This window comes from Arthrobacter pigmenti (genome assembly GCF_011927905.1).
GTDB lineage: Bacteria > Actinomycetota > Actinomycetes > Actinomycetales > Micrococcaceae > Arthrobacter_D > Arthrobacter_D pigmenti.
In genome coordinates this window covers 1,270,190-1,291,285 of the sequence record NZ_JAATJL010000001.1, presented here as the reverse complement: position 1 = coordinate 1,291,285, position 21,096 = coordinate 1,270,190, and the positions used below count along the sequence as shown (strand labels likewise).

At 62.6% G+C, this 21,096-nt stretch carries 17 protein-coding genes; 8 read left to right on the top strand and 9 right to left on the bottom strand.

Annotation, left to right across the window (positions count from 1 at the left end; translation table 11 throughout):
* Positions 1-6: 6 nt before the first annotated feature.
* Positions 7-1,614, bottom strand: a complete 1,608-nt coding sequence (locus tag BJ994_RS05960; RefSeq protein ID WP_280801303.1) for a serine/threonine protein kinase — start codon at positions 1,612-1,614, stop codon at positions 7-9.
* Between the two features lie 124 nt (positions 1,615-1,738).
* Here BJ994_RS05960 and lipB point away from each other — a divergent pair, with 124 nt between their 5' ends.
* From lipB to BJ994_RS05945, 3 genes are all read left to right on the top strand, one after another.
* The gene (gene lipB / locus BJ994_RS05955; RefSeq protein WP_167992471.1) at positions 1,739-2,461 is read left to right on the top strand and encodes a lipoyl(octanoyl) transferase LipB; all 723 of its coding nucleotides are present in this window, start codon (positions 1,739-1,741) and stop codon (positions 2,459-2,461) included.
* Entirely contained in the window at positions 2,458-3,459 is a 1,002-nt protein-coding gene (gene lipA / locus BJ994_RS05950; protein ID WP_167992470.1) for a lipoyl synthase, read from the top strand. Before lipB ends, lipA begins: the two co-directional genes overlap by 4 nt.
* Positions 3,460-3,547: 88 nt before the next feature.
* Positions 3,548-4,297 (top strand): DUF4191 domain-containing protein, encoded by a 750-nt coding sequence (locus BJ994_RS05945; RefSeq protein WP_167992469.1) that lies wholly within the window; start codon positions 3,548-3,550, stop codon positions 4,295-4,297.
* Positions 4,298-4,351: 54 nt separating this feature from the next.
* Here BJ994_RS05945 and BJ994_RS05940 read toward each other — a convergent pair whose 3' ends face one another.
* The gene (locus tag BJ994_RS05940; RefSeq protein WP_167992467.1) at positions 4,352-4,792 is read right to left on the bottom strand and encodes an RDD family protein; all 441 of its coding nucleotides are present in this window, start codon (positions 4,790-4,792) and stop codon (positions 4,352-4,354) included.
* Between the two features lie 285 nt (positions 4,793-5,077).
* Between BJ994_RS05940 and glnA the strand changes: the two genes are divergently transcribed.
* On the top strand, positions 5,078-6,502 hold the full coding sequence (gene glnA / locus BJ994_RS05935) for a type I glutamate--ammonia ligase (protein ID WP_167992465.1): 1,425 nt from the start codon (positions 5,078-5,080) through the stop codon (positions 6,500-6,502).
* A 67-nt stretch (positions 6,503-6,569) separates the two neighbouring features.
* Here glnA and BJ994_RS05930 read toward each other — a convergent pair whose 3' ends face one another.
* Both BJ994_RS05930 and BJ994_RS05925 read right to left on the bottom strand, forming a co-directional pair.
* The gene (locus BJ994_RS05930; protein ID WP_167992463.1) at positions 6,570-9,587 is read right to left on the bottom strand and encodes a bifunctional [glutamine synthetase] adenylyltransferase/[glutamine synthetase]-adenylyl-L-tyrosine phosphorylase; all 3,018 of its coding nucleotides are present in this window, start codon (positions 9,585-9,587) and stop codon (positions 6,570-6,572) included.
* A gap of 14 nt (positions 9,588-9,601) precedes the next feature.
* Positions 9,602-10,942, bottom strand: a complete 1,341-nt coding sequence (locus BJ994_RS05925; RefSeq protein WP_167992460.1) for a glutamine synthetase family protein — start codon at positions 10,940-10,942, stop codon at positions 9,602-9,604.
* 254 nt (positions 10,943-11,196) lie between these two features.
* On the opposite strand from BJ994_RS05925, the gene panB reads away from it, so the two are divergent.
* Complete coding sequence (gene panB, locus BJ994_RS05920) at positions 11,197-12,063, top strand: 3-methyl-2-oxobutanoate hydroxymethyltransferase (protein WP_167992458.1); 867 nt, start codon at positions 11,197-11,199, stop codon at positions 12,061-12,063.
* A gap of 8 nt (positions 12,064-12,071) precedes the next feature.
* On the opposite strand, the gene BJ994_RS05915 is transcribed toward panB, so the two are convergent.
* A complete protein-coding gene (locus BJ994_RS05915) occupies positions 12,072-12,236 on the bottom strand; it encodes an SPOR domain-containing protein (protein WP_167992457.1) in 165 nt (54 codons plus the stop codon).
* Between the two features lie 66 nt (positions 12,237-12,302).
* Between BJ994_RS05915 and map the strand changes: the two genes are divergently transcribed.
* The 3 genes from map (at position 12,303) to BJ994_RS05900 (ending at position 14,832) form a co-directional block, all read left to right on the top strand.
* Positions 12,303-13,181: a type I methionyl aminopeptidase gene (map, locus tag BJ994_RS05910; protein WP_167992456.1), complete on the top strand. Its 879-nt coding sequence runs from the start codon at positions 12,303-12,305 to the stop codon at positions 13,179-13,181.
* 80 nt (positions 13,182-13,261) lie between these two features.
* Positions 13,262-14,089 carry a polyphosphate--glucose phosphotransferase gene (gene ppgK / locus BJ994_RS05905; RefSeq protein ID WP_167992455.1) on the top strand — a complete coding sequence of 276 codons (828 nt, stop codon included), beginning with the start codon at positions 13,262-13,264 and terminating at the stop codon, positions 14,087-14,089.
* On the top strand, positions 14,086-14,832 hold the full coding sequence (locus tag BJ994_RS05900) for an SDR family oxidoreductase (RefSeq protein ID WP_167992454.1): 747 nt from the start codon (positions 14,086-14,088) through the stop codon (positions 14,830-14,832). The genes ppgK and BJ994_RS05900 overlap by 4 nt, the downstream gene beginning before the upstream one ends.
* Positions 14,833-14,945: 113 nt before the next feature.
* On the opposite strand, the gene nrdR is transcribed toward BJ994_RS05900, so the two are convergent.
* The 4 genes from nrdR to dnaE form a co-directional block, all read right to left on the bottom strand.
* On the bottom strand, positions 14,946-15,446 hold the full coding sequence (gene nrdR, locus BJ994_RS05895) for a transcriptional regulator NrdR (protein WP_167995882.1): 501 nt from the start codon (positions 15,444-15,446) through the stop codon (positions 14,946-14,948).
* Between the two features lie 110 nt (positions 15,447-15,556).
* Positions 15,557-16,915, bottom strand: coding sequence for a histidinol dehydrogenase (hisD, locus tag BJ994_RS05890; protein ID WP_342450299.1), 1,359 nt, complete (start codon positions 16,913-16,915; stop codon positions 15,557-15,559).
* A gap of 61 nt (positions 16,916-16,976) precedes the next feature.
* Complete coding sequence (locus tag BJ994_RS05885) at positions 16,977-17,492, bottom strand: hypothetical protein (protein WP_167992450.1); 516 nt, start codon at positions 17,490-17,492, stop codon at positions 16,977-16,979.
* 41 nt (positions 17,493-17,533) lie between these two features.
* Positions 17,534-21,085: a DNA polymerase III subunit alpha gene (gene dnaE / locus BJ994_RS05880; RefSeq protein WP_425339367.1), complete on the bottom strand. Its 3,552-nt coding sequence runs from the start codon at positions 21,083-21,085 to the stop codon at positions 17,534-17,536.
* Positions 21,086-21,096 lie beyond the last annotated feature (11 nt).

Below are 21,096 nucleotides of genomic sequence, written 5' to 3'. Positions count from 1 at the left end.
TGCTTCTCAGGCAGCGTCAGGTTCGTGGACGGCCGCTATCCTCCAGAGGCCCTCCTCCCGCTTCAGCATGAATATCAGATTCTGGGAAGTTGCTTCCGGGACCGTTCGCACTGTTGTGCCGTCTGCGTTAACAATCGTGTAGGCCGAAGTCACCGCCGTCGCGGCAACCGCCGCGCTGTCCTTGTCTACGTTCTCAAGCTGAGCATTGCGAACCTCCTTGAGCCGCACGCTCAGTCCCTGGAAAACCTGGTCCGCAGCCTGCAGCCCAGCAACGACTTCCTTGTCGGCTGCCATTGTTTCGGAGTCGGCTACGTTCACATGCGCGAGCAGTTCCGGATCCGCGGTGGCGAGGGCCCGGGCGCGTACGGCTGCCAGGGCAGCCAGCACCTCGACGGGGTCATCAGCGGCGAGCCTGGCACGCAGTTCCGGCGAAAGCAGGCTCTCGGAAGTATCAGATCCTTGTGCCGCTCCGACAGGCGTCCGTTCGGAACCACCATTTCGATGCGCTGCTTCTACGAGGTCCGGGCCCGCCACCAAAGCCCCGCAGATTACAAGCGCCGCCGCGACCACGCCAATTACGACGGCGATCGCTCTCCTTCCGCGTTCAGTGCGCGGTTCCGGACGGTCCGTAGGTACCTGACGCCTCCGTGCGCCGGCTTTCCGCGGCGCAACCTTGTCCTTCGCCTTTACGCGGACCGGGAATTTTCGTTTCGGTGTTTTCGGCTCGTTCCGGGCTGCGCGGCGCGTCAGCAACTGTGGCAGCACTGAAGGGTGAACGGATCCGACAAGGTCCAGCGGCTGTGGAGCAGCCGAACGAAGCACTGCGAGGGAGAACTCCCTCGCAGTGGGTCTGCGTTCCGGGTCCTCATGGAGACCGGCTTCCAGGACTTCGAGCAGCTCGGCAGGAACGTCCGGCACGATCAGCGTCAGCGGCGGCCGCTGCAGCGCTGGACCGGCCGGTTGTCCCGTCAGGCAGTACCACCCGAGCGATGCCAATGAATACACATCTGCCGCTGTATTCAGCCGTGCATCTACCCGCACCGCGGGATCGCAAAACCCTGGCGTGCCGTTCATTCCACCGCTTCCTTCGCCGAGCAGCCTCCCGACACCGAGATCGGCGAGCAGTGGTTTTCCTTCCGCGCTGAAGAGCACATTGCCGGGCGAAACATCACCGTGCAGGACAGCTTCAGCGTGAAGGTACGTCAGCGCCTGGGCGATCGGGGCAAGGACCGTCACTGCCTCGCCCACGCCGAGCCGCCCACGCGCGGCAAGAAGACTGAGCAACGAACCGCCGCCTGCGTAGGACATCAGCAGTGCCGGACCCTGGTCCGTCGGAATCACTTCCCGAATGGAAAGCAGGTGCGGGTGGGACAGCCTGCCGAGTATGGCCGCCTCCCTTCGAAGCTCCCCCAACTCCGACTGGCTCGCCTCGCCAGCGGAAAATACCTTCAGCGCCCACGATTGAGCTGAGCGTTCGTCCATCACCAGCCACGCGGCCGCGGTGCCTCCCATACCGAGCAGTCTTTCGGTACGGTAACCACTGACCCGCGGGGGAAGAGGCGCGGAGGATTCTTCCACCGTCCCGGCGGCAGTCTGTCGGAGGAAATTATCCATGCATACCAGTCTGGAATAGTTCCGTTCGTCATGCAGAAGTTATCCACAGGCGCTCATGCCTCCCGAGATGTGAGATACGTCGCGTGAATGTGAGATCCCCGGCGCCCAGGCTTAGGCTTGAAAGATGACGCTGGAGTTCTCACGAATCGGATTCGACCCTCATTTCGTCGATTACCTCGAAGGTTGGGACCGGCAACGCGCACTGCACGAAGCGGTCGTGGCCGGGACGTCCCCCAGTACGGTCCTCCTGCTCGAACATTCGCCCGTATACACCGCGGGGAAACGTACAGAGGAGCACGAAAAGCCTTTCGACGGTACGCCGGTGGTGCCGGTGGACCGCGGTGGAAAGCTGACCTGGCACGGCCCAGGTCAACTGGTTGGCTACCCGATCCTCGCACTTCCAGAACCGACACGCGTTGCCGACTATGTTGCGATCCTTGAAGAAGTGATCATCGCGGTCCTGTCGGATTACGGCATTCAAGGTGTCCGGATCGAAGGCAGGTCCGGCGTTTGGCTTGAGGCAGACGGGCGCGGACCGGCCCGCAAGATCGGCGCGATCGGAATCCGGATCAACCGGCGTGTCACTATGCACGGCTTCGCCATCAACTGCAGCAATGACCTGGCGCCCTATGCGCAGATAGTTCCCTGCGGCATTACGGACGCCGGCGTCACAAGCATCTCGACCGAAGTAGGCCGCAGGGTTTCACCGGCAGACATCGTTTCGCGGATCGAGGAAGAACTGCGCAAGAATGAAGAGTCACTGGTCCTCGGCCGGACGGGCGAACCCCGCGGAACCGAAGCAGCACAAGCCGCCGGTAACGACCGGCCGGAAGGAGCTTTACTGTGAGCCTTGCCCCTGAGGGACGGCGCCTCCTACGCGTCGAAGCGCGCAACGCGGCCATTCCCGTCGAACGCAAGCCGGACTGGATCAAGGCCAAAGTAAATATTGGACCTGAGTTCGTCGGTATGAAGAATTTAGTCAAGAAGGAAGGGCTCCACACGGTCTGCGAAGAAGCAGGCTGCCCCAATATCTTCGAATGCTGGGAGGACAGGGAGGCAACCTTCCTGATCGGTGGCTCGGAATGCACCCGTCGTTGCGACTTCTGCCAGATCGACACCGGACGTCCCGCACCCCTCGACCGCAGCGAACCCTTCAAGGTTGCGCAGTCGGTGCAGTCCATGAACCTTCGCTACGCAACGGTCACCGGTGTCGCCCGCGACGACCTGGAGGATGAGGGGGTCTGGCTGTACGCCGAAACCATCAGGCAGATTCACGCGCTGAATCCGGGAACCGGCGTTGAGATTCTCATCCCGGACTTCTCGGGCAATCCGGAACACATCGCCGGTATTTGCGACGCCGGTCCGGAGGTGTTCGCCCACAACGTCGAGACCGTCCCACGCATCTTCAAGCGGATTCGTCCCGCCTTCCGGTACGAACGCTCACTGGATGTCATCACGCAGGGCCGGAATCGCGGCATGGTGACCAAATCCAACCTGATCCTGGGCATGGGCGAGACCCGCGAGGAAATTTCCGAAGCTTTGCGCGACCTGCATGCGGCAGGCTGCGACCTCATTACCATCACTCAGTACTTGCGTCCCAGCGAGCGGCACCTTCCGGTGGATCGCTGGGTCAAGCCACAGGAGTTCGTCGAGTTGCAGGAGGAGGCCGATGAGATCGGGTTCCTCGGCGTAATGAGCGGGCCCTTGGTTCGTTCGTCGTACCGTGCCGGGCGCCTGTGGGCGCGCGCCATGCGAAAAAAGGGACTTGAGTTGCCTCCGGAGCTTGCGCACATCGAGGATTCCGGCAGCACCCTTCAGGAAGCATCAAGCCTGATCGCAGGCTGAGCCCGCAGAACTTCAGACAGCTCTACCTGCAACGGACGTTCCCTCCGGCGGACGTCGCAGGCACTGAATCACGTAGACTTGGATCACTATGGCCAACAGCACTGACACAGACGGATCCAGCCCAAAGCGTCGCCTTTTCTCGCGCAAACCAAAGGCGGAGAAGCCCCCGAAGAAGCCGGGAACAATGAAGCGCGTCGCCGAGGTCTTCAACATGACCCGGCGGAATGATCCCAACGTCATCTGGATCATGGTGCTGGCTTTCCTTGCCATCATTGCGGTTGGCCTCCTCATCGGCTTTCTGATCCGCAATGTGGTGACGATGATCATCATCGCAGTGCCGCTCGCGTTCCTCGCAGCACTGTTCATCCTGTCGAGACGCGCTGAGCGAGCGGCCTTTGCCCAGATCGAGGGCAAGCCGGGCGCTGCCGGCGCCGCAATGAGCGTGCTCCGCCGAGGCTGGATTCTGAAGGATGAGCCGGTGGCCGTCAACCCACGCTCCCAGGACGCGGTATTCCGCGCAATTGGGCGTCCCGGCGTCGTGCTCGTTGCCGAGGGACCCGTCACCAGGGTAAAACAACTCGTTGACGCGGAGCGGCGAAAAATGAGCCGGATTGTTCCCGGTGTTCCCGTGCACGTCATCCACGCCGGGCGCGGTGAAGGGCAGGTTCCTTTGCAGCGGGTAGCCAAAAAGATGCAGAAGATGAAGAAGAACCTGACACGTCAGGAAGTCGCTGCAGTGGACAAGCGGCTTAACGCGCTCGGTACCCGGATGCCCATCCCGAAGGGCGTCGATCCCTTCAAGGCGCGCCCCGACCGCAAAGCAATGCGCGGACGCTAGGCGGCGCAGGCCTGTGCGTCCGCGCACCTTCGCTGCTGTCCGCTACCTTCCGGCTTACCGGATGCGGACCAATACAGTGCGGGCTGCGCGGTCGTGCAGTCCACGCTGGTCCTCATCGAAAACGACGGCGGGAATCACCAGGCAGATCAGCACGGTACGGACAATCGCCGCACCAAGGCCTGCTGCCCGGCCGTTGAGGCCCTGCACCTGCATCCCGAACAATCGGTGACCCACGCTGTAGCCGAGCGTCCCGACAAGGATCATCTGTTCCAGGGCGAAGATGCCGAGGGTTGCCAGCCCGTCGTAGTTGAAGAAAGCCGCGGAGATGAGGCTACAGAGAGCCCAGTCCACGGCCAGGGCACCCAACCGCGGCCCAGGGCGAGCAATGGAGCCTCCACCCTCCCGGGGTCGCCCAAGACGCTTGCCGGGCCAATGCCCTTCTCCGCGGGAGGGCGGGCCTTCAAGCCAGGAACTTATGTCTCTGCGATCAACCACGCGATCACTCTATCGCGCGGTCGGAACGCGTTTCAGGGCGGCGAATGCCCACTTAGCGGACAGGACGGTGCCGGGTCGAGCAGTGTTCGATAGGCTGATGGGCAAGGTGCCCGAACCTGAGCGCCGGTTAAGTTACATGCCGGAAACAATCGCGACACCAGTGGGTAACTGCGAATTCCTAGTGTTGACACTGTTGCGGCCACATCAGGTGATGCCATGCGGCGGTTCCAGTTGTGCTACCGGCCCCGGTCGCCCTCCCCGAATATGCGTAAGGAGCATAATCCGATGTTCAAGAATGCGGACGAAGTCCTCAAGTACATCGCTGACGAAGATGTGAAATTCGTTGACGTCCGGTTCACCGACCTCCCTGGGGTGCAGCAGCACTTCAACGTTCCCGCGAAGTCCGTCGACGCCGACTTCTTCGTGGACGGCCAGCTGTTCGACGGTTCGTCGATCCGCGGATTCCAGGGCATCGCAGAATCGGACATGCAGCTGATCCCGGATGTCACCACCGCATTCATCGATCCGTTCCGCATCGAAAAGACACTGGCCCTCAACTTCTCTATCGTGAACCCCCGCACCGGCGACCCTTACCACCGCGATCCGCGAGGCGTTGCTGAGCGTGCTGAAGCGTACCTTTCCTCCACGGGCATCGCAGACACCGCGTTCTTCGCTCCTGAGGCCGAGTTCTACATCTTCGAGGACGTCCGGTACGAATCCAAGCCTGAATCCAGCTTCTACAAGCTCGATTCAATCGAGGCCCCGTGGAACACCGGCCGCGAGGAAGTCGGCGGAAACCTTGGCAACAAGACCCCTTTCAAGGGCGGTTACTTCCCGGTCTCCCCCGTGGACAAGCAGGCTGACCTGCGCGACGCGATCTGCATTGAACTCGACAACGTGGGTCTCGAGGTAGAGCGTTCCCACCATGAGGTAGGCGGCGCCGGGCAGGCTGAGATCAACTACAAGTTCACCACTATGGTGCACGCTGCCGATGACCTGCAGAAGTTCAAGTACATCGTCAAGAACGTTGCAAACGCCTGGGGCAAGTCGGCAACGTTCATGCCCAAGCCGATCTTCGGCGATAACGGTTCCGGCATGCACTGCCACCAGTCGCTGTGGAGCAACGGTGAACCATTGTTCTACGACGAGCGCGGTTACGCAGGGCTGTCGGATCTTGCCCGCTGGTACATCGGCGGCGTCCTGAAGCACGCGTCAGCGGTACTCGCGTTCACCAACCCGACCGTGAACTCCTACCGTCGGCTCGTCAAGGGCTTCGAGGCCCCGGTGAACATGGTCTACTCGCAGGGTAACCGCTCAGCGGGTATCCGCATTCCGATCACGGGTTCCAACCCGAAGGCCAAGCGCATCGAGTTCCGCGCACCGGACCCCTCGTCAAACCCGTATCTCGCCTTTGCCGCGCAGCTCATGGCCGGCCTCGACGGAATCAAGAACCGTATCGAGCCTGCAGATCCGATCGACAAGGACCTCTACGAGTTGCCTGCCGAGGAAGCCAAGGACATCCAGAAGGCTCCCGGCTCGCTGGAGGAAGCGCTGCTTGCCCTCGAAGCCGACAACGAGTTTCTCCAGGCCGGCGGTGTGTTCACCCAGGACCTGATCGACACCTGGATCGCCTACAAGCGCGAAGTGGAAATCACGCCGCTTGCCGCACGCCCCAACCCCTATGAATTCGAGCTGTACTACGGCGTCTAGTCGTCGTAATCGCCGGAAGGGCCGCACCAAACGGTGCGGCCCTTTTGCGTCCACGGTGGAAGGCGCGTCAGTCGCCGTAACCGTAGAAGTAGCGCTCAAAAATCGCGCGACTGCGGCGGGTCAGGCGCAAGTAGTCTTCCTCCAGCTCCGCTCCCTTGCCCGGACCGTAAGCGCACCAGCGCGCCACCGCCTCAAGATCGCGGCGCGAGGAGGGCAGAAGATCGGAACTCTTCCCGCTCCAGACCATGTTCGCCGCGCGAATCCGCGAAGTAAGGCGCCAGCTGGTACGCAAGGTCACGACGTCGTCTGCTGGCAGGAGGCCATGCTCCTGTACAGCATCCATCGCCTCGAGGGTGGAGGAGGTGCGTAACTCCGTCACGGAGTCCGCGTGCTGCAGCTGGATGAGTTGGATAAGCCACTCAACGTCCGATAACCCTCCACGTCCCAGCTTCAGATGGCGCGAGGGGTCAGCGCCGCGCGGAAGCCGTTCGGACTCCATGCGCGCCTTGAGCCGGCGAATCTCACGGATGTCCGTGTCAGTAACCCCTCCTGCATACCGGATCGGGTCGATGAGCCCGACGAAAGCTCCCGCAAGGTCATCGTTGCCTGCGATCGGGAGCGCGCGCAGCAGCGCTTGGGTTTCCCAGACCAACGACCAGCGCCGGTAGTACTCCCGGAAAGACTCAAGCGACCGCACCAGCGGCCCCTTCTTGCCTTCCGGACGAAGATCGGCGTCAACCTCCAACACCCGCTCGGCGAGGATGGCAGGGGCGCAGGGCTGCTGGAGCAGTTGCCGGAGCTGGTTGACGATGCGCTCGGCTTGGGCTTGGGCTTCCCCGGGATCAGCTCCGTTCTTCGCCCGGTGTACGTACATGACGTCAGCATCCGAGCCATAGGTGATCTCACGGCCACCTTGCCGGCCCATCGCCACGACGACGACGTCGGTCAGCGGCGCCTCAGCAGCGTGCACCACGCCCTCGGCCACGTTCAGTGCACCCAGCACGGCGGCACGGTCCGTATCAGCCAACGCCCAGCCAACCTCTTCCTGATTCAGAAGGCCCGAGCTGTCGGCTATGGCTATGCGGAGCGTCTCGCGCCGCCGGATCAGCCGGATCAGTCGCATGGCTTCGCGCGGTTCCGGGTGGCGGGACATCTTCGACTGGATTTCCTGCCACTGCGTGTTGAAACTCGCCGGAACCAGCTCCTTGTCGGAGCCCAGCCATTTCGTGGACTCGGAGGACACCTCCAGCAGATCCGTGATGAACCGGCTGGAGGACAGAATGTGGCACAGTCGTTCCGCAGCAGCCTTGGAGTCGCGAAGCATGCCCAGATACCAGTGGGTCTCCCCCAGCGACTCGCTCAATCGCCGGAAGCCCAGCAGGCCGGCGTCGGGATCCACCCCGTCCGCCAACCAGTCGAGCAGTACCGGCAATAGCTGGCGTTGGAGGGCAGATCGGCGGCTGATTCCGGTGGTCAGCGCCTCGATGTGGCGCAGCGCGCCGCGCGGATCGAGGTAACCGAGCGCGGCGAGACGGGCCTGCGCGGCTTCCGCCGTAAGTTTGACCTCATCGACGCTCAGGTTGGCTGCAGCATTCAGCAGCGGCCGGTAGAAGATCGACTCATGCAACCGACGCACCAGCCGCTTGGTCTGCTGCCACTGGTCCGTCAGGCCCGCGGCCGCCGGACGGGTCTCCAGCAGGGAGCTGGCGGATGACTTGGCGAGTGCCTTCAGGCTCGCCTCGTCCTCGGGCATCAGGTGCGTCCTACGCATGTGCACCAGCTGTATGCGGTGCTCCAGCACGCGCAGATAGCGGTATGCCTGGTCGAATGCCTGCGCGTCCCGTCGGCCGATGTAGCCGCCGGAGCTCAGGGAAGCGATTGCCGACGTAGTTGCCTGGGTGCGCAGCGACTCATCCGCCTTCCCGTGCACAAGCTGCAGCAGTTGAACCGTGAATTCGACGTCGCGCAGTCCCCCGGAGCCCAGCTTGAGCTGGCGGTTGACTTCGTGGGCAGGAATGTTCTCCGTTACGCGCCGCCTCATCGACTGCACCGATTCGACGAAGCCTTCGCGCTCCGAGGACGTCCACACCAGTTCCGCTACAGCCTCAGCGTAGCGCGCGCCGAGAATCGCGTCTCCCGCGATGGGCCGTGCCTTCAGCAGTGCCTGGAACTCCCAACTTTTCGCCCATCGGCCGTAATAGGTGAGGTGCGAGTCCAGTGTGCGCACCAAAGGACCGTCCTTGCCCTCGGGCCGCAGGTTCGCGTCAACTTCCCACAGGGCGGGTTCACGACCGGCCGAAGTGATGGCGCGGGAAATGCCCGATGCCATGGCAGTCCCAATTCGAACGGCCAGGTCTTCGTCAAGTCCGTCCGCGTCGATGACGTAGATGACGTCTACGTCGGAGATGTAATTGAGTTCACCCGCGCCACACTTGCCCATCCCGATAATGGACAGGCGAACCGCGGCTACGTCCGCGGCGGAGAACGAGGACGCAAGTTCCGCCCGGGATACGGCCAGGGCTGCTTCGAGCGCCGCCGCCGCGAGGTCAGCCAGCTCAAGCCCCACCAATGGCATGAAGTCTGTGGGGGACGCCGCACCAAGGTCACGGATGGCAAGCTCGGTGAGATGCCTTCGATAGCGGGTACGCAGCGCGCGGTACGCCTCCTCTCCGGTCAGCTTCGCCACCGGCTGACGGTCCCCGGGCTCTGCTCCGACAGAGTGCAGAAGGGCGGTCCGTAACGCGCCGGCATCGGCCCGTCCCGGTTCGGCGCTGGGTCGCGTGCGCACAACGTCGGTGTGTTCCGGATGGCGCATCAGGAACTCTGCAAGCGCTTCCGAGGCGCCGAGGAGTCTGAACAGGGCTTCGGAATCGGGGCCTCCAGCGCTGACCAGCGACGAAAGTTCCGGCTGGACCGCGAGCAGACGAACCAGCGACTGCAGGGCAAGATCAGGATTTGCTGCATAGGACAACCCGCCGAACAAGCTGTCCTCGGGAATGTCATGGAGCTCCCCGGCAGCCAGGAACCTGCTGCTCTTCTCCAGATCGGTAAAGCCTCTGGTAATCAGATCCCTATTCAGGCTCATCGCACGCCTCTCGATCACAGGATGCCGAGGTTGCGCCTCAGCTCGTAGGGCGTCACCTGGATACGGTAGTCATGCCATTCGGCGCGCTTGTTACGCAGGAAGTTCTCGTAAACCTGTTCACCGAGGATTTCAGCAACCAGTTCGGAGTCCTCCATTGCCCTTACGGCATCATGCAGGCTTGCCGGCAGCGGGTCATGTCCCATCGCGCGCCGTTCGGCTGCCGTCAGGCTCCACACATCGTCCTCAGCGCCAGGCGGCAGATCATAGCCCTCTTCAATACCTTTCAGCCCGGCTCCCAACAGGACAGAGTAGGCGAGGTACGGATTGGTCGCGGAGTCGATTCCCCGGTACTCGATGCGGGCGGACTGCCCCTTGTTCGGCTTGTACAGTGGGACCCGCACAAGGGCCGAGCGGTTGTTGTGCCCCCAGGACAAGTAACTCGGAGCCTCCCCACCGCCCCATAGCCGCTTGTAGGAATTGACGAACTGATTGGTTACGGCAGTGAATTCCGGTGCATGGTGCAGGATGCCCGCAATGAACTGGCGCGCGGTCCTGGACAGTTGGAACTCCGCGCCGGCCTCGAAGAAGGCGTTGGTGTCGCCCTCGAACAGCGAAAAGTGCGTGTGCATGCCGGATCCGGGATAGTCCGAAAAAGGCTTCGGCATGAAGGTGGCATAGCTGTTCTGGGTGAGCGCCACCTCCTTGATGACCGTTCTGAAGGTCATGATGTTGTCGGCGGTCTGGAGGGCGTCGGCATACCGTAGGTCGATCTCGTTCTGGCCCGGGCCGGCCTCGTGGTGGCTGAACTCAACGGAAATCCCTACCGATTCCAGCATTGCCACGGCCGTCCGCCGGAAATCCTGCGCCACGCCTCCCGGTACATGATCGAAATACCCCGCCTGATCCACAGGGACTGGTTGCCCGTCCGGTCCCAGTTCGTCCGATTTCAAAAGGTAGAACTCGATCTCCGGGTGGGTATAGCAGGTGAAACCCATGTCCGCGGCCTTGGCGAGGGTCCGTTTGAGCACACCTCGGGGATCTGCCGCAGAGGGCTGACCGTCCGGAGTGAGAATGTCGCAGAACATGCGGGACGTCTGCTCCTTCTCGCCGCGCCACGGCAGGATCTGGAAGGTCGATGGGTCCGGCTGCGCCAGCATGTCCGATTCGAAAACCCGGGCGAGCCCCTCAATGGAAGAGCCATCGAACCCAAGGCCCTCCTCGAATGCGCCCTCCACTTCGGCGGGCGCCAGAGCCACCGACTTCAGCGAGCCGACGACGTCGGTGAACCACAGGCGGACGAAGCGGACATCGCGTTCCTCAATGGTTCGTAGGACGAACTCCTGCTGCCGATCCATTCCTGCCCTCTTTCCCTTCGCGGATGACTCGATCCATCCGCAGGCCGCAAGCGGCCCGCGCGTTCCGGCCCTGCGGCCCGTTGCTCACTCTACTGATATCGGCCAGCCACCGTGCCAACTCGAGCGCGAAGGATGGATTCGTGCCCAGTATGTCTGCATTGTGTTACGGCTGGGTTACCTGGTGTCGTAGCGCCCACCGGCCCCCCGCACCTCGCTGACGCTCGGCACGGGTCCCTGCCAGTAGGCTTAGGTGCATGAATTCCGCGGAGATTCCTGCCCCCTACGGAAGCGGTTCGCCTGAGGCCAGTCCGGCGTCGTCCTCGCTTCCTGCCCGGATCCGGACGCACCACTTGCAGGCGGCGAAAGAGGAGGGCCGCCGCTTCGCCATGTTGACGGCCTATGACCAGTACGCGGCCGAAATATTCGACGGCACCGGAATCGAGGTGCTTCTGGTCGGGGACTCGGCAGCGAACAACGTGCTGGGCCACGCCACCACCCTCCCGATCACCCTTGACGACATGATTCTGTTTTCCCGTGCAGTAACCCGGGGCGCATCGCGGGCTTTGGTAGTAGCGGACCTCCCGTTCGGCAGCTACGAGGTGTCTGCCGCCCAGGCGGTGGAGTCATCCATCCGGCTCATGAAGGAGGGGTTGGTGCACGCCGTGAAGATGGAGGGCGGAAAGGACCATGCTGAAACAGTGCGCGCGATTGTCCGCGCCGGAATTCCTGTCATGGCACATATCGGTTTCACTCCCCAGAGCGAGCATTCCCTCGGCGGCTACCGGGTACAGGGCCGTGGTGAGGCGGGCCGGCAGGTGGTCGACGACGCCGTTGCGCTGGCCGAGGCGGGCGCCTTCTGCGTGCTGATGGAGATGGTTCCCGCGGACATCGCTGCCGAAGTGGACCGTTCCATTCCAGTGCCCACGATCGGAATTGGTGCAGGGTCCGCAACCACCGGTCAGGTGCTCGTATGGCAGGACATGGCCGGGCTACGTCACGGAAAACAGGCGAAGTTCGTGAAGCAGTTTGCTGATGTCCGTTCGGTCCTGGCAGACGCCGCCCGGACCTATGGGGAAGAGGTACGCGAAGGCACGTTCCCGGGGCCGGAGCACAGCTTCTAGCGGACTGCTCAGTCCTCGTCCTGAGCTTCCCAGGCCCTGTTGCGCTCCTGCACTTTCTCGGGCGCGCGCTCCGCTTCGCTCCTTGTCTTGTAAGGACCGATGAGCTGGCTCCAGTCCGACTGGGCGTCTTCTTCGACCTCGTGGGTCCGGACGTTGTACCAGTACTGCATCATGGACGGCCTCCTTAGTCTTCGCTCACGCTTTCGGCGCCGAAGTTCTTCACCGATAGGATCAAGGGTATGCCCCATCATTCCTCTATCGCACCCGTCGGCACCCTCGAGCCCGGGACACTGAGCCCTCCCCGTTCGGTGCCGTCATCCATCATGCGACCGGAGTATGTGGGCAAGTCGGGTCCGGCGAAGTTCGAAGGATCAGAGGTCAAGTCAGCGGAACAAATCGAAAAGATCCGCCGTGCCGGAAAGCTGGCCGCACAGGCAATCCAGGAGGTGGGACGCCACATCGAGCCGGGCGTCACCACCGATTACCTGGACGCCGTGGGTCATCAGTTCCTGATCGACCACGGCGCCTATCCGTCGACGCTGGATTACCGCGGATTCCCGAAGTCGCTGTGCTCCTCGCTGAACGAGGTGATCTGCCATGGAATCCCCGACTCCACGGTGCTGCAGGACGGCGACATCATCAACATCGATATCACCGCGTACCTCAATGGAATGCACGGAGACACAAACTACACCTTCCTGGTAGGCGACGTGGACGAGGAGTCCCGCCTGTTGGTCGAGCGGACCCGGGAAGCCCTCAACCGCGCCATCAAAGCGGTTGCCTCCGGGCGGGAAATTAACATCATCGGACGTGCGATCGAAGCCTATGCCAGGAGGTTCGGTTACGGCGTCGTCCGCGATTTCACCGGCCACGGCGTCGGGGAAGCTTTCCACACCGGCCTGATCATTCCCCACTACGATGCCGCACCGGCATACAACCAGCTCATCAAGCCGGGCATGGTGTTCACAATCGAGCCCATGCTTACCCTGGGAACCATCGAATGGGACATGTGGCCTGATGACTGGACCGTAGTGACGAAGGACCGCAGGAGAACGGCGCAGTTCGAGCACACGCTTGTCGTCACCGACACCGGTGCCGAAGTTCTGACCCTGCCTTAGCACCACCTGCAAGCACCAGCACTATCGACGCAGCCCTCGCTGCGCAGAACCGACCATCAAACACGATCTCCTGGAGAACCATGGGCAAGAGCAGCAACAGCAAGAAGCATGACAGGAACCTGCCCGCCACGATCATCGGCATCGACATCGGCGGAACCGGTATCAAGGGCGGCATCGTGGACCTTGCCGAGGGTGCGATCATCGGCGAAAGGTTCCGGGTGGAAACACCCCAACCCGCCACGCCCGAGGCTGTGGCCGTAGTTGTGGCGGACATCGTTGCTGAGCTTTCCACCCGCGAAGGCGCTCCGGCACAGACCCTGCCGATCGGCGTTACGTTTCCCGCCATCATCCAGCATGGCGTTGCACGCTCGGCAGCGAACGTCGACGAGAGCTGGATCGACACCGATGTGGATGCGCTCTTCACAAAGGTTCTCAGCCGCGACGTCCATGTCATCAACGACGCCGACGCCGCCGGCCTCGCCGAGGTTCAGTACGGCGCAGGCAAGGGCGTCAACGGAACGGTGCTCGTCATCACGCTGGGGACGGGCATCGGTTCCGCGTTCATCTTCGACGGCAAGCTTGTGCCCAACGCAGAGCTTGGCCACCTGGAGATCGACGGGCACGACGCCGAGACCCAGGCTTCCGCTGTAGCCCGCGAACGGTTGGGGCTGAACTGGGAAGAGTACTCCGTCAAGTTGCAGCGCTACTTCTCCCACGTGGAGTTCCTGTTCTCCCCCGAACTTTTCATTGTCGGCGGCGGGATCTCCAAGCGCAGCAAGGACTTCCTGCCCAACCTCTCACTGCGCACGCCCATCATCCCGGCAGAGCTCCGCAACCATGCGGGCATCGTTGGAGCTGCTCTCCAGGCAGCGCTGCATTTCAAGAGCGAGCCCGTCGAAGCCCAGTGAATTACACGGCAGTCGTCACCGGTGCCAGCCGAGGGATAGGGGCCGCGATAGCGCTGCGCTGCGCACGTGACGGTTACGCGGTTGTGGTGAATTATTCGCAGGATGCAGAAGGAGCTTCCCGTGTTGTGGCGGACATCCGCAGCCAGGGCGGGACTGCGGTCGCCGCACCAGGCGACGTCAGCGATCCGGGCGCGGTCGAAGACGTCTTCGCTGCAGCCAGGAACCTTGGCCCGGTGAAGGCGGTCATTAATAATGCCGGCATCACTGGCAACCTCATTGGTCCCCTCGTTGAGGTGCCGGTCCATGTCCTTTCCCGCGTTACCGACGTGAATGTCAAGGGGCCGCTGCTGGTGTGCCAAGCCGCGATACCTTGCATGGCGCTGGACGCTGGTGGTGAAGGGGGCCAAATCATCAATATCTCGTCGACAGCCACCAGACAGGGCTCGCCGAACACCTGGGTGCATTATGCAGCCACCAAGGGTGCAGTCGACGTGCTTACCGTCGGCCTCGCGTCCGAGGTGGCCGCCCGCGGCATTCGGGTCAACGGGGTTGCGCCCGGGAGCACCAACACCGGCCTGCATGCAGCTGCGGGAATGCCCGACCGCGTGCAACGCCTCAATCACACAATTCCCATGGGACGAGGCGCGGAGCCCCACGAAGTGGCTAATGCGGTGTCCTGGCTACTGTCGGATGAGGCGGCGTACATCACCGGGGTGATTCTTCCCGTCAGCGGCGGACGCTGAGAGTACCAGGACGACGGCGCGGCCCTGCGTGATGTTGCACCCACCTGCGAGTGGGTCCGGTTTGTTGGTGCCGGTGGTGGCTGCGGCTTCCCCTCCGCTGCCACCACCGGAGCTTAGGTGGCCGTCAGCGGCCGTTGGGCTCCCGACGGAGCCTTCTGCGATGAACTATCTGCCTCGCGACGCAGTTTCTCGATGGCCTTCTCGAAGTCTTCCAGCGAGTCGAACCCCTGGTAGACGCTCGCGAACCGGAGGTACGCGACCTGGTCGAGATTCTGCAACGGTCCAAGGATGGCCAGACCCACCTCGTGTGCATCGATTTCAGCGACGCCGCTGGCACGAATGGACTCCTCAACCTCCTGCGCGAGCAATGCGAGGTCGTCCTCAGTGACGGGGCGGCCCTGACATGCCTTGCGCACACCGCTGACCACCTTGCCGCGGCTGAACGGCTCGCCAACACCGGAGCGTTTGATCACCGAAAGACTGGTGGTCTCTACCGTGGTGAAGCGCTTGCCGCACTCCGGACACTGACGCCGCCTGCGAATCGCCGAACCGTCATCAGCCAACCGGCTGTCCACCACCCGTGAATCGGAGCTACGGCAGAACGGACAGTACATTCCACCCCTCGATTCGACGTCGGCTCGGTTACGGTACTGGTTGCCCCGTGAGTCCATTCTAGGACTAGATGTAGTGAAACTACAACAGTGTGATTACTACATGTGGTGGTTTAGTGCTGGTCGAACCGCACTTTCACCGCGTCGCCGTGGCCAGGCAGGTCCTCAGCCCGAGCCAGGTTAACCACGTGCCCGGCAACCTCGCGGAGCGCCTCCGCGCTGTAGTCGATCACCTGCATTGACCGCAGGAAGGTGTGCACCCCCAGCCCCGAAGCGAACGCTGGTGTCCCGGCGGTGGGCAGGACGTGGTTCGAGCCGGCGCAGTAATCACCCAGGCTGACGGGACTGTATTCACCGACAAATACCGCACCGGCGTTGCGGACGCGGGCACCCACTGTGGCTGCCTCCGCGGTGTGGATTTCGAGGTGCTCGGCGGCGTATGCATCACACACGGCGATTCCCTGTTCAATATCGTTGACCAGGATGACGCCCGACTGCGGACCGGACAGCGCAGTCTCCACCCGTTCCCGGTGCCGCGTCACAGCAACCTGGACGGACAACTCTGCCCGCACGGCAGCCGCCAGTTCTTCCGACGGCGTCACGAGAACAGACGCGGCATTCGGATCGTGTTCGGCCTGGCTAATGAGATCGGCGGCTATCAGCCGCGGCTGGGCGGTGTCATCCGCAAGCACCGCTATTTCGGTTGTACCCGCCTCCGCGTCAATTCCCACCACGCCCCGGACCAGGCGCTTGGCTGTTGCGACGTAGATGTTACCCGGTCCGGTAACCACGTTGACCGGCTCGATCGGAGCCTTGTCCGCATCCCCGTGCACGCCGTAGGCAAACGCGGCGATGGCCTGCGCACCGCCGATGGCATAGACCTCGTCGATGCCGAGCAGCGCCGCAGCGGCGAGGATCACCGGATGAGGCTGTCCGCCAAACTCCTTCTGCGGCGGTGAGGCAATGGCAATTGATTCAACACCGGCCGCCTGGGCAGGCACCACATTCATGACTACGGATGATGCCAATACGGCCAGCCCTCCAGGCACGTACAGACCCGCCCGCCCAACGGGCACCCACCGGTGAGTGAGAACGGCACCCGGACGGATGTCCACCGTGACATCTTCGGGCTTCTGCGCCTGTGCGAACGTGCGCGCACGCTCGATTGACTCCTCCAGTGCTGCCCGGACCTCCGGTGCAAGCTCTGTCAGGGCCTGCTTCAGTGCGGATACCGGCACACGCGGGTGAGACTGCTCAACGCCGTCGAACCGCTCGGCGAGCTCGCTGAGTGCGGCGAACCCGCGAGTACGGACACTATCCAATATCTCCTCGACGCGACCTGCGACGGACTCAAAAGAAGCCGCTGAGCTTCGCGGCATTGCTGCCCGCAACTCAGCCGCAGACAACTTCGCACCGCGCAGGTCAATAGTACGGAAAGCGTCAAAAGTTACTGGTGCGGTCTGGGAAGTCACGAGCCCAATTCTACGGGGATGGAGAAGAGCCAGAACCTTCATGACGGCTGGCAGTTCGGAACTAGCGACGAGGACGCATGAACAGCAGCCCAAGCAGCGAAGCAATGAACACAACCAACGCCGTGGCAGCAGGCCAGATCAGCGCCACACCCAGCGAACGCAGTACAAAGGGAAACTCCTCCCCGGCCGGTCCGTCAAAGAGCGAGCCAAGCCACTGACCCACGACGACGGCGAGCACGGAGCCCAGGAGTCCTCCCGCGACAGCAGCAAAAACCCGCTGCCAGGCGCCGGGAAGGTCAACACGGTTGGTCAGCAGCCACCCAACGACGACGCCGGCCGTCAGCTCAAGCCCACCCAGCACCAGGTCGCGGGCGAGCCAGGTCTCCGCGAAGGCGCGGTCCCCGTACAGGGCACCGCCCGGCGACGCCACCCACCAGAGGACGCCGAGCAACGGGCCGAGTATGGTTGTTGCTGCCGCCCACCACACGAGCGACGACGGCGGCACAGTAGTCTCCTCGGCCGGACCGGCATAGACCGGCGGCGGGTAAGCCCCGGGCCTGGCGGCTGATTCCTGCATCTGTCTACCCTAACCCTCGCATCCCACGCATCTCACGCATCTCACGCATCAAGGCACGCTGGACCGAGCAGCACCTTGAGATCGCCAAACAGCGCAGGCGTGGGATTGACCCTCAGGTCCACGGGCAGCGAAAGCACTGAGAGCTGGCGTTCCTGCCTCACATGCAGCCGCACTTCGGAAGTGCCCCGGTGCTGGCGCAGTACGGACCCGAGTTCGTTGATCACGGGTTCGGTGGCCCGATGGTGCAGCAGGGAGATGACCACCGGCCCGGAGTGCCCCTCGGTGAGGTCAGGAATTGACAGCTCCTGCGCATTCAGGGTGACCGTGCCGTCGTCGCGCCTCTGAAGGCGCCCGCGGACCACAACGATCAGATCCTCCGCCAGCACGGATGCGATCGGCCCGTACACCTGGCCGAAGAACATGACCTCCATCGAGCCCCCGAGGTCCTCAATCTCAGCACGGGCGTACGCATTGCCGCTGTTCTTCGCTATCCTGCGCTGCAGCGAGGTGATCATACCTGCGATAGTGACAATGGCGCCGTCGGTCGGGCCATCTTCGCCGATTACGGAGGTGATCGCTGAATCGGCGTGCTGGCTCAGGAGGCCCTCGAGACCCTGCAACGGGTGATCCGACACATACAGCCCGAGCATGTCCCGCTCGAACGCAAGCTTGTCCTTCTTTGCCCACTCGGGCAGATCGGGCACATCGACGGTGAGCCCGGTTCCGGCGCTGGGATCATCGAACGCACTGAATAGGTCGAACTGGTTCGCCGCTTCATTGCGTTTGAGGACGACGACGGAGTCCACGGCTTCCTCATGAATCATCGCCAGGGCACGGCGGGGGTGTCCGAGCGAATCGAACGCTCCCGCCTTGATCAGAGATTCGATGGTGCGCTTGTTGCAGACAACGGCCGGGACTTTCTGCAGGAAATCCGAGAAGGATTCAAACGCGCCCTTTTCCTCCCGGGCAGCAACCATGGCACCCACGACGTTCGCTCCGACGTTGCGGATTGCGCCCATGCCGAACCGGATGTCGGTGCCGACCGGAGTGAAGTTGACGCTCGACTCATTGACGTCGGGCGGCAGCACGGTGATGCCCATTCGGCGGCATTCGTTCAGGTACAGCGCGAGCTTGTCCTTGTCATCCCCCACGCTGGTCAGCAGCGCCGCCATGTATTCGGACGGATAGTGGGCTTTCAGGTAGGCGGTCCAATAAGCAACGACGCCGTAGGCGGCCGAGTGCGCTTTGTTGAACGCATAGTCCGAGAAGGGAAGGAGGATATCCCAGAGGGTTTTGATCGCGGCGGCCGAAAAGCCGTTGTCCTGCATGCCCTGTGAGAAGCCGGCGAACTGCTTGTCCAGTTCCTCCTTCTTTTTCTTACCCATTGCACGGCGCAAAATATCGGCCTGCCCAAGCGAGTAGCCGGCAACCCTCTGGGCGATCGCCATCACCTGCTCCTGATACACGATCAGGCCATAGGTTGTGTTGAGGATCTCCGCGAGCGGTTCTTCGAGCTCGGGATGGATCGGTGTGATCTCCTGCACGCCTGTCTTGCGCAGCGCATAGTTCGTGTGTGAGTTGGCGCCCATCGGCCCGGGCCGATAGAGCGCGATGACAGCTGAGATGTCCTCGAAGTTGTCCGGACGCATGAGCTTCAGCAACGAACGCATGGGGCCGCCGTCGAGCTGGAAGACCCCCAGCGTGTCGCCCCGGGCAAGGAGCTCGTAGGACTCCTTGTCTTCAAGCGGCAGCGTCTCGAGGTCCAGTTCGAAGTTGCGGTTGAACTGGATATTCTCGAGAGCGTCCGTCATGATCGTCAGGTTTCGCAAACCCAGGAAGTCCATCTTGATCAGGCCGAGGCCCTCACAGGTGGGGTAATCGAACTGGGTGATAATCTGGCCGTCCTGGTCGCGGCGCATGATCGGGATGATGTCGATGAGAGGCTCAGACGACATGATGACGCCGGCGGCGTGCACACCCCACTGGCGCTTCAGGCCCTCAAGGCCGAGCGCGGTTTCGAAGACCTTCTGTGCATCTGCGTCGGCCTTCAAAAGTTCACGGAGCTCTTCGGCTTCCGAATAGCGTTTTGCCTCCTTGTTGTGGACGTCGGCCAGGGAGATTCCCTTGCCCATGACGTCCGGCGGCATCGCCTTGGTTAGCCGCTCCCCCATGGAGAACGGATAACCCATGACACGCGATGAGTCCTTCAGCGCCTGCTTCGCCTTGATGGTTCCGTAGGTCACGATCATGGCCACACGCTCGTCGCCGTACTTCTCAGTGACGTAACGGATCACCTCGGAGCGGCGGCGATCGTCGAAGTCGACGTCGAAGTCGGGCATTGACACACGGTCCGGGTTGAGGAAGCGCTCGAAGATCAGTCCGTGACGCAGCGGATCAAGGTCCGTGATCCGCATTGCGTACGCGGCCATGGAACCCGCACCCGATCCGCGGCCGGGTCCAACGCGGATCCCGTTGTTCTTTGCCCAGTTGATGAAGTCGGCGACAACAAGGAAGTATCCCGGGAAGCCCATCTGCGAGATGACGCCTACCTCGTAGTCCGCCTGCTTGCGGACATCATCCGGGATTCCTTCCGGGTACCGGTAATGAAGCCCCTTCTCGACTTCCTTCACGAACCACGACTGCTCGTTTTCCCCTTCCGGCACGGGGAAGCGCGGCATGTAGTTTGCGTTCGTGTTGAATTCGACGTTGCACCGCTCCGCGATGAGCAGGGTGTTGTCGCAAGCATCCTGGTAGTCGCGGAAGATAGACCGCATTTCTGCCGGCGACTTCAGGTAGAACTCATCGGCGTCGAACTTGAAGCGCTTGGGATCAGCCATGGTGGACCCGGACTGGACGCACAGCAGTGCAGCGTGCGCTTTCGAGTCTTCGGCATGGGTGTAGTGAAGGTCGTTCGTGGCAACCAGCGGAAGGCCCAGCTCCCGTGCAAGCTTGATCAGGTCCGCCTGCACGTTTCGTTCGATGTCCAGCCCATGGTCCATCAGTTCACAGAAGAAGTTCTCCGGGCCGAAGATGTCCCGGAAGTCTGAAGCCGCCTGCATTGCTTCCCGGTACAGGCCGAGCCGCAGTTTGGTCTGCACCTCTCCGGAGGGGCACCCCGTTGTTGCGATCAGTCCCTTGCCGTAGGTCTGCAGCAGATCGCGGTCCATGCGCGGCTTGTAGAGGTATCCCTCCAGCGAGGCGAGGGAGGACATCCGGAAAAGGTTGTGCATACCCTCGGTTGTTTCCGACCAGAGGGTCATGTGGGTATAGGCACCGGCGCCGGATACGTCGTCGCGTCCTCCTCCGCCCCACTTCACGCGCGTCTTATCGGCGCGTGCCGTTCCGGGGGTGAGATACGCCTCCACGCCGACGATCGGTTTCACACCGGCGTTGCGCGCCTTGTTCCAGAAGTCGAAGGCTCCGAAGACAAATCCGTGGTCAGTGGTGGCCAGTGCACTCATGCCGAGTTCGGCAGTATGGCTGAACAGATCGCTCAGTCGCGCCGCACCGTCCAGCATGGAGTACTCGGTGTGATTGTGAAGGTGGACGAAGGAGTCGTTGGCGACTCGGGAGGACAGAGCTGAGGAAACCACCAACTCATTCT